Source organism: Pyxidicoccus fallax (assembly GCF_012933655.1).
Classification (GTDB): Bacteria; Myxococcota; Myxococcia; order Myxococcales; family Myxococcaceae; genus Myxococcus; species Myxococcus fallax.
Map to the genome: position 1 here is coordinate 1 of NZ_JABBJJ010000306.1, position 15368 is coordinate 15368.

A 15368-nucleotide genomic window follows, 5' to 3' on the forward strand; every position below is an offset into this window, starting at 1 on the left:
CCCCTTGCGCCCCGAGCCCCGCCACCAGGAGTCACGCGGGAAGCGCCCCCGTGTCCCGAGAGCCCCGCGGCGGGGCGCCCGCCATCCCTCGCCGGCGCCCCGTCCCTGCCTCACATGGGCCTTCGGGCCCCCTCCCCTGGCCTGGAAGGCTCAGGGGCAGTCGCACATGCGGGGCGCGTTGTCTGCGCGGCCACGGAGCTGGCGTCAGGGCTTCGCGCCATCCTTCGACGCCGCTTCCGGGTGCAGCAACCGGAACAACTCCTCCAGGCCGCGCCCCAACGAGGGCCCCGGCTGCAGCAGCGCCATCGAAGGCACCTCCACCCAGCGCGCGCTCGACAGTCCTGGCAGCGCGCGCAGCTTGTCCTTGCCCACGTCCACGTCCGCCGCGTCCACCACCACGTCGGGCCGGGCCCGCAGCACGCGCTCCACCGAGTACACGGGATACGCGGAGCCCCCATCCGCCGCGACGTTGAGGGCCCCCGCGTCCTTCAGCAGCTCATGCGCGAAGGAGCCGGGTCCCGCCACCACGAGCGGCTCGAAGCCATAGACGAACAGCACGCGCGGAGCGGGCAGCTTCTTCGCGGCCTCGCGGATGCGGGTGCGCGTGGCCTCGATGCGGGAGATGACGGCCTCCGCCTCCTTCGCGCGGCCGAGCGCCCCGCCCACCGCGCGCATCCCCACGAGCACGTCCGTCACCGAGTGCAGCGGCAGCAGCAGCACGGGCACGCCCAGCTCCGCCATCTTCTCCACGGGGCGCTGGTTCCCCGGTCCCGGCTGCACCAGGACGAGGTCCGGCTTCAGCGCCACCACCGCCTCGACGGACGGGTCCACGAAGCCACCCACGCGCGGGAGCTTCGCCACCTCCTTCGCCTCGTCGAAGCGGGACACGCCCACCAGCGTGTCGCCCGCGCCCAGGGCGATGACCATCTCCGTCAGCGACGGCGCCAGCGTCACCACGCGCCGCACGCGCGCCGGCGTCGGCGGGCCCAGCGAGCGAGGCCCCTGGGGCGTGGGAGCGCCGGCCGCGCCAGCCGCGTCAGCGAGGAGACACAGCACGGTGGCGAGCAGGACGAGGCGTGGAGTGGATGGGCTCACGTGGGTTCTCACGATGGATTCACTTTCACGGCAGCGCCGTGAGGTCGATGGCATTGGACACGGGCCGGCGGGGGTCCACGGGGCACGCCTCCAGCGCGGGGCCCCGAGCCTGGGGTGTCGAATATCCCCGGCGCTCCACGAGCTGGCCGTCCCGCACCTCCACCACGAAGACGCGCCCGGCGTTCGTGTCGCCCAGGTACACGGCGTTGCCCGCCACGGCGAAGCGTCCGGCCACGGCGACGCGGCAGCCCGAGGTGCCCGGCTCGCAACCCGGACTCAGCGCATACGAGGCCACGGGCACGTCGTCCTTCACCAGCACCAGCCCGGTGGCGCGCACGGCGTCGGCGCGGTTGCCATTGCTGCCGTCCAGGCGGGCCTCGCCCAGGCAGGCCACCACGAGCTGGTCGCCCACGCCCTCGACATAGCCCGCGTTGAGACAGGCCTCCGCACCCAGGTCGATGGCGCTCACGCCCCCATCCGCCGGGTCGATTCGCGCGAGCATGCCCGGCCCGTTGGGCCGGTAGTCGTTGTACGGGTTCAGGTTGGTGAGGGCCACGTACACGCCCGCGTCCGTCGCCGTCGCCGAGTACGGCAGCGGCAGCACCGTGCCACCATCGAAGGACTTCCGGTCGATTCCCATGAGGGAGATCGTGTCCAGCTTGCGCGGCTGCTCGGGGTTGGAGACGTCCACGCGGGCCACGGCGTTGCCCGACGCGAAGTCGGAGCCGGCGGTGCCGAACAGGGGGATGTAGAGCGTGCTGCCCCACTTCGCGACGGCCTGCGGACTCGTACTCGGCCCCAGGTGGATCTGCGTCACGGTGCGCAGGCCCAGGCCGCCGCCCTGCGCCGCGCCCTCGCGCTTGAGCACCTGGAGCGTGTTGTTGACGGAGTCGACGACGTAGACGTACGGCGGGTCCACGAGCATCTCGTTGGGAGAGGCGGACACCGAGCCCAGCGAGTCCTCCTCCACCACGGTGCCCAGCTCGCCACCCGCGGCCTGGAGCAGCTTCGAGTTCGTCGCGTCCGCCGCGAGCACGAACCCATCCCACGCCGCGAGCGACTGCACGCCCGCGCCGAACTGCCGCCGGGGTCCGAGCGCGTCCGTCTCCGCCTGGATGCCCACCAACTGCCCGTTGGTGTAGCAGGCCGTCACCACGTCGTACGCGCACCGGCCCGCATGGCACGACTGCACGTCCGGACACACGTTGCCGCAAGCACCACAGTTCAGCGGGTCCGCGCTCAAATCGAGGCACGAATCCCCACAGCGCGTCGTGCCCGCCGAGCACCCCTCGCGGCACGTCCCCGACTCGCACACCTGTCCGGAGGCGCACGCGTTGCCGCACGCGCCACAGTGGGCCACGTCGCTCGCGGTGGACACGCACGCACCGCCGCAGGACTCCGTGCCAGGGCGGCAGCCGCACGCGCCCTCCTGGCACACCTGCCCGGCGCCGCACGCATTGCCGCACGCGCCACAGTTCGCGGTGTCACCGCCCAGGTCCACGCAGGTGTCACCGCAGACGGTGAGGCCGGAGGTGCACACCACGCCCTCGTCCGGGCAGCCCGTGAGCGTCAGGCTCGCGATGGCCGCCAGCAGCATCAGCGGCGCGAGGGAATGAAGCGAGCGCGTCCCGGTCCTCCGCCACACCGGGCGTGGCATCAGTGGCGCGAGGGAACGAAGAGAGTGCGACATGGGGCTCCTCGGGTGAGGACGGGGTTGAAGACGCGAAGGCGTTCCGGCCCACCGCCTCGCCGAACGTGGCATCAACCGCTCAAGGAGACGAAGCGAGCGCGGCATCAGGCTCCTCGGGAGCAGGAGAGACGGATGGCGTGGAAGCCTCGCGACCCAGCGCCGCTTCACGAGAGGGCGAAGCAAGCGCGGCCCGGGGCTCCTCGCGTGAGCCGGAAGCCTCCCGGTCCACCGCCACGCCGAGCGTCACGTACGCGGCGCGGCCGGGCAGCGGGAAGCCGGTGAAGTCGTAGGCCCGCGCGTCGAGGAGGTTCTTCACCTCCACGGACAGCGTGAGGTCGGGGCCATGCAGGAAGGTGCTGGACGCGCCCACGCTCACCAGCGTGCGCGAAGGCAGGCTGCGCGAGCCGGTGCGGTTCACGAACTGCGAGGACTGGTACAGCACCTCGGTGCGCGCGTTGAGCCACTCCGGCCCCGCGCGCACGCGCCCCACCCACTTGTGCCTCGGGCGGTACGGCAGGTCCTTGCCGAAGAAGCGCGGGTCGCCGAAGCGATTCTGCGTGCGCAGCCACGTGTAGCTGGTGCTGGCGGACAGCCACGAGAGCGGCCGGGCCTCGCCCTCCAGCTCCACGCCCCACACCCTCGCGGCGTCGAAGTTGTACGGGCGCGCCAGCAGCGGCGGGTACAGCTCGTACGCGATGAGATTCTCGTACACCGCCGCGAAGCCGCCCGCGGTGGCGCTCCACCGGGACGCGCCCTCCTCCACCTCGGAGTCGGAGCGCCACGACACCGCCGCGTCCGCGTACAAGGCGCGCTCGGGCTTCAGCCCCGGGTTGGGCAGCAGCGTCCCCTGGCGGATGTACAGCTCCAGGAAGGACGGCGCGCGGTGCGACTGGCCACCGTTGGCGCGCAGGCTGAAGCCGCCGCCCAGCGCCACGGATGCGCCCAGCTTCGGCGACAGCAGCCAGTACGGCCCCACGCGCTCCACCCGCATCGACGGCACCACCTTCACCGCGCCGCCGAGCAGCCGCAGCTCGTCCATGGCCATGACGCTCGCGCGCCACCACGAGGCCTCCTGCGCGCCCTGTGTCTCGGTGACGTCCTCGGCGGAGGTGGCCACGGTGACGGTCAACGCGTGCAGGTCACCGAAGGGCCTGCGCCCCTCCAGCTCCACGCCGCCCACCGAGTGCCGCTGCGCGCCGCCCGCGCCGGGCAGGCTGCCCGTCACCTCCAGTCCGTCGCGACGGAAGAAGCCTCGCGCGCTGCCCTGCCCCGCCACGCCGAGCGAGCCCGACCAGCGCAGTCCCAGCGCCAGCCGGCCCAGCTCCTGATTGCCCGAGGACTGGGGGTTCTGCACCGTGCCGGGGATGGCGCGGTCCTCCAGCGACAGCTCCGCGAGCGCGTCCATCCGCGAGCCCCCGGGCAGCCGCCGCCGGTAGCGCAGGAGCGCGCCGCCACCCCGGGCGTCATTGCGCGCGCGCAGCTCCGAGGTGACCGGGTTGCCATCCACGGCGGGCAGCTCGTCCAGCTCGTAGGCGAAGTCCCCGTCCGAGCGCCCCGCGTGCACCAGCAGCAGCGCCTGCCCGTCCAACAGCGGACCGGTGGCCGCCACGTGGCCCAGCACCGTGTCCCAGCTCCCGTACGTCACCTCGCCGCTGGCGCGCAGGTTCGGGCCGGGCGCGCGGGTGATGATGTTCACCGCGCCGCCCAGGCCTCCGGAGCCGTAGCGCGCGCCCGCGCCACCGCGCAGCACCTCGAAGCGCTCCACCAGCGCGGCCGGCACCTGGGACAGGTCCGCCATGCCGCCCGCGCCGTTGAGGGGAATGCCGTCCAGGAACACGAGCACGCCGTTGGACGCGGCGCCGCGCACCACCAGGCTCTTGCTCTGCCCGTAGCCGCCGGAGTCCTGCACCGCCAGCCCCGCCGAGCCCACGAGCAGCTCCGCCGTGTCGCGCGCCTCGCCCGCGCGCTCGCGGGCGTCGATGACGGTGATGGCGCCGGTGGGGTCCCTGCGCTCGGGGGACTCGGGAGGCGGCGGCGTCTTCCCGCGGACCACGGTGGTGCGGGGCGCCGGGGCCTCCTCGGGCGCGGGGGCCGGCGCCTGAGACGCGCCGTCACCGGGCGCCTGGGCCCACGCGAGTCCGGGACTGTCGAGCGCCAGGCACGCCACGAGCCCGGCGAGGAAGGACCACCGCATGCTCCGCCTTCCGCTCTCTCCATCGAAGAGAGAAGGCCACCCGCCCGTGCCGGTGAAGGGCACGGCCGAACCCCTGGGCAGGTCTCCTGGCTGACGGGCTCCGGAGTCAGGCGCACGCCGCGCCATTCCGGAAGGGGCCTTCCGCCTTCCCCCGGAGCGCCGCGAGGCCGCTGCCGGAGTGGCGACTGACCGAAGTCCCCGGCCCTGACCTCAGGGCAACCCGTTCACAGTGGCGGGACCGCGCCGGATTCGCACCGGCTTCCCTCTTGAAAGCCCGACATGGGCACCCAAGGGCGCACCCGTTCTAGGGGGTCACCCCCCGCGCGTCAAGCGAGCGGGAGGCGGCAGCGCGGACGCACGCACGTACTGCTCGAAGGCGCACGGCTGGAGGAACAACAACTCCACGCCGCCCAGCCGCAGCGAGGCCCGGCGGAACAGCGGCGCCGGCCGGCCGGGGACGATCAACACCCCCTCCTGGAACGTGCCGTTGTGGCTCTCCAGGTCCGTCACGCTCCACATGCCGGTGTGCGGCTCCCGCCGGAAACGCGCGTGTATGCGCGACACGGTGGGCTCCGACAGGACGATGTCACACTCGGGGCTGCGCCCCACCGTCACCTCGGAGGAGCCTCCGGGCAGGCGCGGGCGGACCTCGAAGACGAGCGGCTCCACCGAGCGCACCTGGGGCCGGCGCCCCGTCTGGGTGATTCCCTCCACCGAGCGCTTGAGCGATGTCGCCGGTGCGGGCACGCACTCCCACACCAGCACGGGCCCGTGCAGGCCGCGCAGCAGCGCCTCGCGGTCGACGCGCAACTGGGAGGCCAGGGTGGACAGCCGATGGAGCACGGGCACGCTCCTCCTGCGCGAGACGGCGGAGGTGCCAACCTGTGCACGGGGGTTCCTACCCGACACCCCCTCGCTGACGAATTTCCCCGGAACACAATGCCCCTGCCGGGGCATCCCGGAGTGAACCGGACGACAGTGCGCGAGGGCTACTCCGCCGTCTCCTCCACGGGCGCACACGGAGTGCCCGCGTCCGGCACCTCCGGGGCGCAGTCGGGCGGAGCCCCTTCCTCGCTCGGGCCACCATCCCCGGTGGACTGGGGCCCGGAGCCCCCGTCCACATTGTTGAAGGAGGCGACCGGGTCCTCCACGGCACAGCCGCCCGCCCACGCCAGCAGCCCCACGAGGAGCCACACGCGCGAGCCGGGGAAGCAGGAGAAACGGGGCGAAGGGATACGGTTCATCGGTCTCACTCTCGCGCGGCGACACTCACGGAAGAACCAGGAACGAGACCGCCAGCCGGGGCCGCACCGGCCAGCCGCGGTGGAGGGGCTCGAAGCCATTGTTGGTGACGTAGCCCAGGATGGGGCGGCCGACGACGACATCCACCGAGGCGGTGCCCTCCACGGCGAAGCGCCGGGCGAAGCGCCAGCGCAGGGACGTCTCGGGCCCGGTGAGGAGCGCGGGAATGAGGCGCGGGTCCTCGGGCCGGACGCCCCGGAAGAGGGGGAACGTGGACCGGGAGAAGACATGGAGGCCCGCGCCCGCGCCCACGGCCCACCGCCACCCCGGGGACTGGAGCAGCGGCGTGTCCAGCCAGAGGCCGAAGGTGTACTGCCCGAACTGCACCTCGGTGCGCTCGTCGACGAGGGTGTTCGGCTGGCCCGCGAGGAACTGGAAGCGCAGGCGCCAGGAGGGGAACTCCCACCCGGCCGCGAGCACCAGCCCCTGGTAGCCCGCGGACGTGTACCCGTCGAGCGAGGCCAGTCCGCCCACCATGAGCTGCCACTGGACGGAGGAGCGCGGCTCGGGAGCGGCGGGTGGAGGCGTCTGCGCCTGAGCGCGCGAGCCCGTCCCCACGAGAAGCGCCAACATCACCCCGAGCCGAAGCCCCACGGTCCCCGATGCCATGGGGCCGGACGCTAACGCCCGGGGGCGCGACGGGGAAGCCCCGCGATGACCGGCTCGTCCCATCTTCCGTCCCGTCACGCGCCTCTCTTGCTCCCCGAGAGGGCACTGGAGCATCGCCGCCCGTCCTCGAATCGAGACGGTTTTCGCGTCCCTGCACGGTGCGTGGCGCGCGTCCCGAGGGAAGCACCGCTGGCACGCTGGCTGCTCTATGCGCCGTCGACCTCAGGCGGTCGAGCTGACGAGGCGACCGCGCCGTGGTGGCGCGGTGAGGACGTGGAGGTGGTTGATGCTGATGGCGGGAAAGCGACTGGCGGTCTTCTCCATTCGCGAGGGCAAGGGCGGGAGCATCTGGGTACGGGCGGGGAGCGCCTTCGTGAACAAGGACGGCTCGCTGAACGTGTTGCTGGACGTGCTGCCGCTGGACGGGAAGCTGCACGTGCGCGAGGCGGCGGAGAAGCGGGACACGGCGGCGACGGCGGGCGGGCGGTACGCGGGTGAGCCGGGGCTGGACTCGATGCCGGTGGGAGGCCACTCGTGAGGGCGCTGTGGGCGGTGGCGCTGGGACTGCTGCTGTGCGCGCCCGGCGTGGCCCAGGCCGGCAAGCTGCGCACGCAGTACACGGGCACGGTGAACCTCAACGAGGCGACGGCGGAGCAGTTGGACCTGCTGCCGGGCGTCGGTGAGAAGGCCGCGCAGCGCATCATCGAGCATCGCAAGAAGCGGCCCTTCAAGCGCGTGGAGGAGCTCGTGCGCGTGAAGGGCTTCGGGAAGAAGAAGTTCCTCAAGCTCAAGGAGCACCTGGCGCTGGCCGGGCCCACGACGCTCCGGGTGGAGCAGGTGATTCCTCCCCCCGAGAGAAAGGAGGTGACCGACACGGACAAGAAGGAACCCTGAAACGGAACTCCGGCAGTGGGGCCGTCGCCCGGGATTTCTCTCGTGGCCTCGGGCGGCGGCCCTGTCGTGGGACGCGTACGCGGGTAAAATTCGTACAAGCCGGTCCCACGTGGCTGGCGGTACATCGTCCGTCCATCCAGAAGGAGTCCCCATGCGCGACAACAACAGCAAGCGTGCAGCTCCCGCGGTGACGGCGAAGTCGCTGGAAACGACGTACGTCCACCTGCGCAACAACCAATCCGCGGCCGATATCGAGGTCACGCCGACGTTCTGGCAGGAGCTGGGCGCAGGAAAGCGGCCCGAGCTCGACGAAGGACGCACGCTCATGCAGTTCGACTTCACCGAGGACTGGGCCACGTGGGAGCGGCATCCGGCGGGCGACGAGGTGGTGGTGCTGCTCTCGGGGAAGGCGGACCTCATCCTCGAAGTGGACGGGCGCGAGCAGCGCGTGACGCTCCAGAAGCCGGGGGAGTTCGTCAGCGTGCCCAAAGGCGTGTGGCACACGGCGAGGACGTCCACGCCCTGCTCGATGCTCTTCGTGACACCGGGCGCGGGGACCGAGAACCGGCCCCGGTGACGTCTGTCCCACCGCGTCAACGCCGGGCAGGCGGGGAGGCAGGCTCCCGGAGCGGTAGCCAACCGGGAGCATCTTGGTAGGCTCCGCCGCCATGAACCGACGCCTTACGCATCTGCTCACCGCGCTGCCCGTGACGGCGGCGCTGGTCGCCCCGCCCGTGCTCGCCTGCACCAGCATGCTGGTCAACAAGGGAGCCACGACGGACGGCGCCACCCTGATGACGTACTCCGCCGACGCGCACGAGCTGTACGGCGAGCTGTACTACACGCCCGCGCGCCGCCATGGCCCGGGCGCCATGCGCGACATCATCGAGTGGGACACGGGCAAGTTCCTCGGCCGCATCCCCGAGGCGCCGGTGACGTACTCGGTGGTGGGCAACATGAACGAGCACCAGCTCTCCATCGGCGAGTCCACCTTCACGGGCCGCGAGGAGCTGGAGGGGCCGGCGGGCATCGTCGACTACGGCTCGCTCATCTACATCGCCCTGGAGCGCGCGAAGACGGCGCGCGAAGCCATCCAGGTGATGACGAAGCTCGTCGCCGAGCACGGCTACGCGTCCACGGGTGAGAGCTTCTCCATCGCCGACCCGAAGGAAGCGTGGCTGCTGGAGATGATTGGCAAGGGCAAGGGCCAGAAGGGCGCGGTGTGGGTCGCCCGGAAGGTGCCCGAGGGCCACATCACCGCGCACGCCAACCAGGCGCGCATCACCCAGTTCCCGCTGAACGACCCGGAGAACGCCATCTACTCGCCGGACGTCATCTCGTTCGCGCGGGAGAAGGGCTGGTTCAAGGGCGCGGACAAGGACTTCAGCTTCGCGGACACGTACCACCCGCTGGACTTCGGCGGGCAGCGCTTCGCCGAGGGGCGCGTGTGGAGCATCTTCCGCCGCGCGGCGCCGTCGCTGAAGCTGGGCGTGGAGTACGCGGACGGCTCGGCGCCGGGCAAGCGGCTGCCGCTGTGGGTGAAGCCGGACAAGAAGCTGTCCGTGCAGGACACCATGGCGCTGATGCGGGACCACTTCGAGGGCACCCCGCTGGACATGACGAAGGACGTGGGCGCGGGCCCGTACGCGGCGCCCTACCGCTGGCGGCCGATGACGTGGGAGGTGGACGGGAAGAAGTACGTCCACGAGCGCGCCATCTCCACGCAGCAGACGGGCTTCTCGCTCGTGGCGCAGATGCGCGGCTCGATGCCGGCGCCCATCGGCGGCGTGCTCTGGTTCGGCGTGGATGACACGGCGATGACGGTGTACACGCCCATGTACGCGGGCATCCGCGAGGTGCCGCGCAACTTCGCGCAGGGCGTGGCCAGCCGTGGCCAGTTCTCGTGGGACTCGTCGTTCTGGGTGTTCAACTGGGTGTCGAACCAGGCCTACGCGCGCTGGAGCGACATGAGCGTGGACGTGCAGCGCGAGCAGGGCGCGCTGGAGGGACAGTTCCTCGCGGACCAGGCCGCCATCGATCAGGCCGCGATGGAGCTGTACAAGCGCAGCCCGGAGGAGGCCCGCAAGTACCTGACGGACTACTCCGTCAAGCAGGGCGAGAAGGTGCACGGCCGCTGGCGCAAGCTGGGTGAGAACCTGCTCGTGAAGTACATCGACGGCAACGTCCGCGACGAGCAGGGCAAGGTGAACCACCCGAAGTACCCGGAGAGCTGGTACCGGCGCATCGCCCAGGAGAAGGGCAAGGCGCTGGAGATGCCGCCCGAGCCGAAGAAGGAGGAGCCGAAGCCCCAGGCCGCTCCGGCCGCTCCGGCGCAGAAGCCCGCGTCGAAGCCCACCGTGGCTCCGGCGCCGTAGTCCGTCGCCTCTCATCGCTGGCCCTTCCCTTCTCCTGGCGGGAAGGGCCTAGGCATTGTCTGATGGAAATACGCGCGTCAGTTGTTGCCTCCCAGGGATGTCCTAGAAGAGAGGCAAAGGCGATCCGCAGCCGAGGGAGGCTGTCCTGCCCTCGGCTGCTCGGAGCCCGTCGGGTTGTAATCAAGCTGACGCCGGGCCAGCACAACGAACTGACCCGGGCGAGCGACTTGCGGATGCACGCAATGGGCGAGGCCTGCGTCGTTGACTGCGGGTACTACGCGAACTGGCTCCGCGCTCCGCTCAAGTTCTTCAGCATGAATGCCGCCATCGCCTCCAAACTGGAGCGGCGCAGAGTTCTCGCGAAAGACCGGAAGATCTATACCCCTCGCTATTTGATAGAAAGGTTCTTCCATAGTCTCAGTGCTTCCGCCGCCTCGCAACGCGATATGAGTAGACGTCCGGGAGTTACCTCGCCCTCATCCACACCGCCTGCACTCGGATGTGGCTCAATTAAGCTCCCCTAGCGCACTCAGCCCAATTTAATTCTCAGAATCAGCCCCTCCATCGCGACAACAGACAAATACGCCTGCTCTCAAGATGGGTCACTTTTAACCTCATTTATCTTGGAAGTCGCCCTGAAGCCTAAACGTCAACCTTGACAGCGATTCGCTCACGCGACTTCAATGCATCAAGGACAAGCTCATGGCACTACGATTTTCAGGCACTTTCGACGAACTACAGACCAAACTCGCTGTCCTTAAAGGCCAGGGACAGTGGCGACACGTAAACGACAACCAAAAACAGTTCCAGCACAACAACGGGGGCGTCGCAAACTGGTACCCATCAACTGGGTCTTTTTATTTTCAGGGCAAAGATGAGGGACGAAAGAAACTGGAGGAAGTTGTCACCGCAGCACTCTCCGACACTGCCGGCGGTTCTGCCGCTGCAAGTGAGCAGACAGCCCCCCCCTCGCCCCAGCCGTCCACTAGCGTTAAATCCACCGAACGTAAGCCACAAGCAAGCCAAACAACGGAAAGTTCTCGCAGCGAAGCCCCCTCCCCAGCAGCAAGTGGCATCGCGGAGTCAGCACCCACGGGGCACACTCCACTTGGCCAGACTTTTTCGGAATCTGAACTAATTATTGGACTTGTGGGCGCGGTCGGAACCGAATTGAAGAAGGTTATCGACACGCTCTCAGACCGACTGAAAGTGTTCGGCTATGTCGTCAGTCAAATTCGTGTTTCTGACGAAATCATAACAACGATTTCAACCAAGAACAAGACAGACCATCAAAGTGAATTCAACAGAATTGAGAGCATGATGAATGCGGGCGACCTTGCCCGTAAAGAGTCGGGTGACAACGCGGTATTGGCCCTTGGAATTGCCGCCAAGATCGCTCACGACCGCACATCCAAGACGCATCTCCCTCGTCGTGCTTACATTGTAAATTCCCTAAAGCATCCTGAAGAAGTCGAAAGACTAAGAGAAATATATCCTCAAGGGTTCTACTTACTAGGCGTGCATTCTGATCAACCACGCCGGCATCAATACCTAGTAAACGAAAAGCGACTCACCCCCGAGCAAGCAACTCTACTGATGGACCGAGATGAAAACGAAAATCTCGAGTATGGACAACGCACAAGCGATACCTTCCATATGTCCGACTTTTTCGTTCGTCTCGACGGAAACGACGACAAGCTAAAAGACAGCATCTGGCGGATCCTGGATATTCTCTTTGGAGACCCGTACAGAACGCCGACATTCGACGAATTCGCAATGTTCATGGCGTTCTCAGCATCTCTGCGCTCTGCCGATCTGTCTCGCCAAGTTGGTGCGGTAGTTGCTAAAGACAATGAGATTCTCGCCACCGGAGCCAACGACTGCCCTCGATTCGGCGGAGGACTGTATTGGCCCGACTATGACGAAGGCAAACGACGGATTGTCGACCGTGATGATGGGCGGGACTATATGCGCGGCCAGGACAGCAACAAGTTCGAGCAGGCTCGCATCATCGACGACATCATCAAGAACGTTGAAGCCGTAGCCGACAAGGAAAAATTCCGTAAAGCACTTGAGCAGACCCGCATCAGCGATTTGACTGAGTTTGGCCGAGTGGTTCACGCAGAAATGGAGTCGCTGCTTGCCTGCGCGAGAAACAGTATCAGCGCCCGAGGCGCAACCGTTTACTGCACTACATTCCCATGCCACAACTGCGCCAAACACATCATTGCCGCAGGAGTTCGTCGAGTCGTGTATGTTGAGCCATACCCAAAGAGCAAGGCTGCGGAATTTCACACAGACTCAATCACGCTCGGATTCTCCGATAATGAGAAGACAGTGCGATTTGAGCCATTTGTGGGAGTTGGGCCAAGGCGATTCTTCGACTTGTTTTCCATGCGTCTAGGCTCTGGCTACCGCCTGAAACGCAAGGATCGTAATGGAGCAACTTTACAATGGAAGCCGGAATCAGCAAGATTGCGAATCCAGATGCTTCCCTTCTCGTACTTGGACTTGGAAACAGCGGCAGGAAGGTTGTTCTCACAGCACCGAAAAAAGCTGGGCGCACAATCATGACAAAAATTAAGCGTGACTCTCCTCCTGACAGCTCTGCAAGCCAAGTTTCCTTTCTCCAACACTTGGAAACAGCAAGTACGGTCATTGATGCATGGCCCGCTTGGAAACAGGAAATTGCAGGCCGCATCTTTGTCAGCTCGGCATCAAGCGAATTCATAACAAACGCATCTGACGCAAGGACATTGCCAAAGGTGGCTCAAGAACAGAGCCAAGACGCCTGAACTCACCAGCAACTCAAGCTCTTCACAGAGCCAGAACGAACGAGTAAATGCCTGCTAGGTTGTTCCCTAACCTGTGCACAAAATAGATCGGGCATTGCCTCACACTAGTGGCTCTTCCCGTCTCCTGTCGGGAAGAGCCATGGTCCCTGTCAGAGATCGGCGCACAGATAGTAGCACTCCCCCCTGGCTTGCCCGGGAGGTGTCCGCAACGTGAAGCCCTTGCGCTCGAGCACGCGGCGCAGCTTCAGGTTCGGATTGGCGCAGTGGACGGCGTAGACGAGCCACTCGATGGTCCGCAGGCCGCGCTTGCGCGCGAAGCGGTCCGAGAGGGATGCGAGTACCGGGAGGATGCCCTCGCCTCCGCCGTCAATCTGGGCGAGCTCCAGCACCAGCGTCGTGTCGGTGATGGCGAACTGGCCGAGCACGTTCGCGCTGCCCAGCTTGAAGACGAGGGGCTCTCCCGAGAAGACCAGCGCCTCGTTCTCGCCTTCCAGCGCGTGCAGGAGCTCTTCCGGACTGTAGCCCTCGATGAGGATTCTGTTCTTCTCGGTCATCGCCGGGTGAGCGTAGTCCAGGCGGGAACGGGCCGTCAGAACGCCACGTTCATCAGCTTCACCACGGGCTCGTCTCCGAAGAAGTCGATGACGTTCACCGCCGCGTAGTCCTGGCCCAGCCGGAACAGGCGCGCGTCGTCCATGCCGAGCGCCTCGGTCAGCAGCGTGCGGTTGACACCTCCGTGGGACACCAGCGCGAAGCACTGACCCACGTGGCGGGCCCGCAGGGCTCGGCCTCCCTCGCGCACGCGCTCGCGCATCACCGGATAACTCTCCCCTTCCGGGAACCGGACCTGTGTCGGGCGCGTCATCCACTCGGCGTAGGCCTCCGGGAAGCGGCGCTCTGCTTCTTCGTAGGTAAGCCCCTCGAACAGGCCGAAGTCGATCTCCCGGAACGCCTCCTCCACCACCACCTCCGCGCCCCGTGCCGCCGCCAGCGGCGCCGCCGTCTCCAGGGCTCGCAGGCGCGGGCTCGCGTAGATGCGTGCGAACTCCACGTGCGACAGGAACGCGGCCATCCGGTCCGACTGCGCGCGCCCCTCTGGCGACAGGCCCACGTCCAGCCGCCCGTAGCACCGACCGCGCATCTCCTCCGAGGGCTGTCCGTGCCGGACCAGCACCATGCGCGTCACGCCCTTCGGCAACCGCCAGTCCATCTCCGGCTCCTCACCCGAGCGCCAGCACCAGCACGAACACCAGCGCCTCGCAGACCTCGGTGTTCGCCCCCATCGTGTCGCCGGTGATTCCGCCAATCTTCTTCATGCACCACGCGCCCTGGAGCGCGGACACACAGGCCACCAGCACCACCGCCGCCGCGCCGCGCACCGGGCCCAGCACGCCCAGGCTCAGCCCGAGCGCCAGCAGCGTGGCCCCCACCACCTCCGTCCACCCCACGTGGTCCGTAATCGCCGTGCCCAGCCCACCCGAGCGGCGCGCGTACGGCAGGAAGCGCCCCATGGGCACCGACGCCCACCGTCCCAGCACCAGCGCCGCCACCAGCGCCGCGTCGGCCTGTCCCCGCTCCAGCAGCGCGGACAGGGCGCTCGCCTTCAGCCCCACCACCAGCAGCAGCGCCACCCCGCCATACGCGCCAATCAGGTGGTCGCGCATGATGCGCAGCACGTCCTCCTTCGTGCGCCCGCCGCCGAACCCGTCCGCCATGTCCGCCAGCCCGTCCAGGTGCAGCGCCCCGGTGAGCAGCGCATAGACGGCCAGCAGCAGGAACGCCGCCACCGTGGGAGGCAACAGCGGGAACACCACGTGCCGCACCGCCACCAGCAGCCCCGCGAGGAACGCCCCCACCAGCGGAAAGGCCAGCGTGGCGCGACCCACGTCCGCCGCGTCGAACGTGGCCGCCCCCGGCACGGGGACACGGGTCAGGAACGCGATGCCAGCGAAGAGGCGCCTCATGGTGCGTGCGCCCCTACCGCCCCGAGTCCGCCACACCCGCCGAGACGAACGTGGCCATCTCGTGCAGCACCCGGAGGCTCGCGTCCACCAGCCCCATCGCCAGCGCCGCCCCGCTCCCCTCGCCCAGCCGCAGGTCCAAATCGAGCAACGGCCGCTGCCCCAGCGCCTCCAGCACCCGCGCGTGGCCCGTCTCCACCGACCGGTGGCTGGCAATCAGGAACGGCGCCACCCGCGGACACAGCCGCGCCGCCACCAGCCCCGCCACCGACGAGATGAACCCATCCAGCAGCACCGGCACCCGCCGCGACGCCGCCCCCAGCGCCGCGCCCGCCAGCCCGGCAATCTCGAATCCACCCACCTTCGCCAGCGCCCCCAGCGGGTCCGCGGCGTCCGGCCGGTTCACCTCCAGCGCCCGTTGCACGGCCGTCACCTTCCGCGCCAGCCCCGCGT

At 68.3% G+C, this 15368-nt stretch carries 15 protein-coding genes and 1 riboswitch; of the genes, 5 read left to right on the forward strand and 10 right to left on the reverse strand.

Features of this window, described 5'->3' with window-relative positions; translation table 11 throughout:
* Positions 1 to 204 precede the first annotated feature (204 nt).
* The 6 genes from HG543_RS41230 to HG543_RS41255 form a co-directional block, all read right to left on the reverse strand.
* Complete coding sequence (locus HG543_RS41230; protein ID WP_343073569.1) at positions 205 to 1095, reverse strand: ABC transporter substrate-binding protein; 891 nt, start codon at positions 1093 to 1095, stop codon at positions 205 to 207.
* 25 nt (positions 1096 to 1120) lie between these two features.
* A complete protein-coding gene (locus HG543_RS41235; protein WP_246357662.1) occupies positions 1121 to 2785 on the reverse strand; it encodes an MXAN_6577-like cysteine-rich protein in 1665 nt (554 codons plus the stop codon).
* A gap of 79 nt (positions 2786 to 2864) precedes the next feature.
* Positions 2865 to 4979: a TonB-dependent receptor plug domain-containing protein gene (locus tag HG543_RS41240; protein ID WP_169350422.1), complete on the reverse strand. Its 2115-nt coding sequence runs from the start codon at positions 4977 to 4979 to the stop codon at positions 2865 to 2867.
* A gap of 59 nt (positions 4980 to 5038) precedes the next feature.
* A riboswitch (cobalamin riboswitch) is annotated at positions 5039 to 5285 on the reverse strand.
* A 6-nt stretch (positions 5286 to 5291) separates the two neighbouring features.
* Positions 5292 to 5828 (reverse strand): FHA domain-containing protein, encoded by a 537-nt coding sequence (locus HG543_RS41245; RefSeq protein WP_343073570.1) that lies wholly within the window; start codon positions 5826 to 5828, stop codon positions 5292 to 5294.
* 140 nt (positions 5829 to 5968) lie between these two features.
* Positions 5969 to 6223, reverse strand: a complete 255-nt coding sequence (locus tag HG543_RS41250; protein ID WP_169350424.1) for a hypothetical protein — start codon at positions 6221 to 6223, stop codon at positions 5969 to 5971.
* 25 nt (positions 6224 to 6248) lie between these two features.
* Positions 6249 to 6854 carry a hypothetical protein gene (locus tag HG543_RS41255; RefSeq protein ID WP_246357663.1) on the reverse strand — a complete coding sequence of 202 codons (606 nt, stop codon included), beginning with the start codon at positions 6852 to 6854 and terminating at the stop codon, positions 6249 to 6251.
* Between the two features lie 322 nt (positions 6855 to 7176).
* On the opposite strand from HG543_RS41255, the gene HG543_RS41260 reads away from it, so the two are divergent.
* From HG543_RS41260 to HG543_RS41280, 5 genes are all read left to right on the forward strand, one after another.
* Entirely contained in the window at positions 7177 to 7428 is a 252-nt protein-coding gene (locus tag HG543_RS41260) for a hypothetical protein (protein ID WP_211194505.1), read from the forward strand.
* Positions 7425 to 7784, forward strand: coding sequence for a DUF655 domain-containing protein (locus tag HG543_RS41265; RefSeq protein ID WP_169350426.1), 360 nt, complete (start codon positions 7425 to 7427; stop codon positions 7782 to 7784). Before HG543_RS41260 ends, HG543_RS41265 begins: the two co-directional genes overlap by 4 nt.
* A gap of 151 nt (positions 7785 to 7935) precedes the next feature.
* On the forward strand, positions 7936 to 8361 hold the full coding sequence (locus HG543_RS41270) for a cupin domain-containing protein (protein ID WP_169350427.1): 426 nt from the start codon (positions 7936 to 7938) through the stop codon (positions 8359 to 8361).
* A 91-nt stretch (positions 8362 to 8452) separates the two neighbouring features.
* Positions 8453 to 10159 carry a dipeptidase gene (locus tag HG543_RS41275; RefSeq protein WP_169350428.1) on the forward strand — a complete coding sequence of 569 codons (1707 nt, stop codon included), beginning with the start codon at positions 8453 to 8455 and terminating at the stop codon, positions 10157 to 10159.
* Positions 10160 to 10861: 702 nt separating this feature from the next.
* Positions 10862 to 12733 carry an anti-phage dCTP deaminase gene (locus HG543_RS41280; RefSeq protein ID WP_169350429.1) on the forward strand — a complete coding sequence of 624 codons (1872 nt, stop codon included), beginning with the start codon at positions 10862 to 10864 and terminating at the stop codon, positions 12731 to 12733.
* Between the two features lie 370 nt (positions 12734 to 13103).
* Here the strand turns inward: HG543_RS41280 and HG543_RS41285 are convergent, their stop codons facing one another.
* From HG543_RS41285 to HG543_RS41300, 4 genes are all read right to left on the reverse strand, one after another.
* Complete coding sequence (locus HG543_RS41285) at positions 13104 to 13508, reverse strand: hypothetical protein (protein WP_169350430.1); 405 nt, start codon at positions 13506 to 13508, stop codon at positions 13104 to 13106.
* 35 nt (positions 13509 to 13543) lie between these two features.
* On the reverse strand, positions 13544 to 14164 hold the full coding sequence (locus HG543_RS41290) for a histidine phosphatase family protein (RefSeq protein ID WP_169350431.1): 621 nt from the start codon (positions 14162 to 14164) through the stop codon (positions 13544 to 13546).
* Positions 14165 to 14174: 10 nt separating this feature from the next.
* Positions 14175 to 14918, reverse strand: coding sequence for an adenosylcobinamide-GDP ribazoletransferase (gene cobS, locus HG543_RS41295; protein WP_169350432.1), 744 nt, complete (start codon positions 14916 to 14918; stop codon positions 14175 to 14177).
* Positions 14919 to 14931: 13 nt separating this feature from the next.
* Positions 14932 to 15368, reverse strand: a 437-nt coding sequence (locus HG543_RS41300; RefSeq protein WP_211194506.1) for a nicotinate-nucleotide--dimethylbenzimidazole phosphoribosyltransferase, incomplete at its 5' end; no start/stop codon positions are given.

What these genes read in the sequence shown, in the direction of transcription:
- HG543_RS41235 (WP_246357662.1), bottom strand. Translation starts at nt 2,785, where the DNA reads ATGTCGCACTCTCTTCGTTCCCTCGCGCCACTGATGCCACGCCCGGTG.
- HG543_RS41240 (WP_169350422.1), bottom strand. Translation starts at nt 4,979, where the DNA reads ATGCGGTGGTCCTTCCTCGCCGGGCTCGTGGCGTGCCTGGCGCTCGAC.
- HG543_RS41250 (WP_169350424.1), bottom strand. Translation starts at nt 6,223, where the DNA reads ATGAACCGTATCCCTTCGCCCCGTTTCTCCTGCTTCCCCGGCTCGCGC.
- HG543_RS41255 (WP_246357663.1), bottom strand. Translation starts at nt 6,854, where the DNA reads ATGTTGGCGCTTCTCGTGGGGACGGGCTCGCGCGCTCAGGCGCAGACG.
- HG543_RS41260 (WP_211194505.1), top strand. Translation starts at nt 7,177, where the DNA reads ATGCTGATGGCGGGAAAGCGACTGGCGGTCTTCTCCATTCGCGAGGGC.
- HG543_RS41270 (WP_169350427.1), top strand. Translation starts at nt 7,936, where the DNA reads ATGCGCGACAACAACAGCAAGCGTGCAGCTCCCGCGGTGACGGCGAAG.
- HG543_RS41275 (WP_169350428.1), top strand. Translation starts at nt 8,453, where the DNA reads ATGAACCGACGCCTTACGCATCTGCTCACCGCGCTGCCCGTGACGGCG.
- HG543_RS41280 (WP_169350429.1), top strand. Translation starts at nt 10,862, where the DNA reads ATGGCACTACGATTTTCAGGCACTTTCGACGAACTACAGACCAAACTC.
- HG543_RS41285 (WP_169350430.1), bottom strand. Translation starts at nt 13,508, where the DNA reads ATGACCGAGAAGAACAGAATCCTCATCGAGGGCTACAGTCCGGAAGAG.
- HG543_RS41290 (WP_169350431.1), bottom strand. Translation starts at nt 14,164, where the DNA reads ATGGACTGGCGGTTGCCGAAGGGCGTGACGCGCATGGTGCTGGTCCGG.
- cobS (WP_169350432.1), bottom strand. Translation starts at nt 14,918, where the DNA reads ATGAGGCGCCTCTTCGCTGGCATCGCGTTCCTGACCCGTGTCCCCGTG.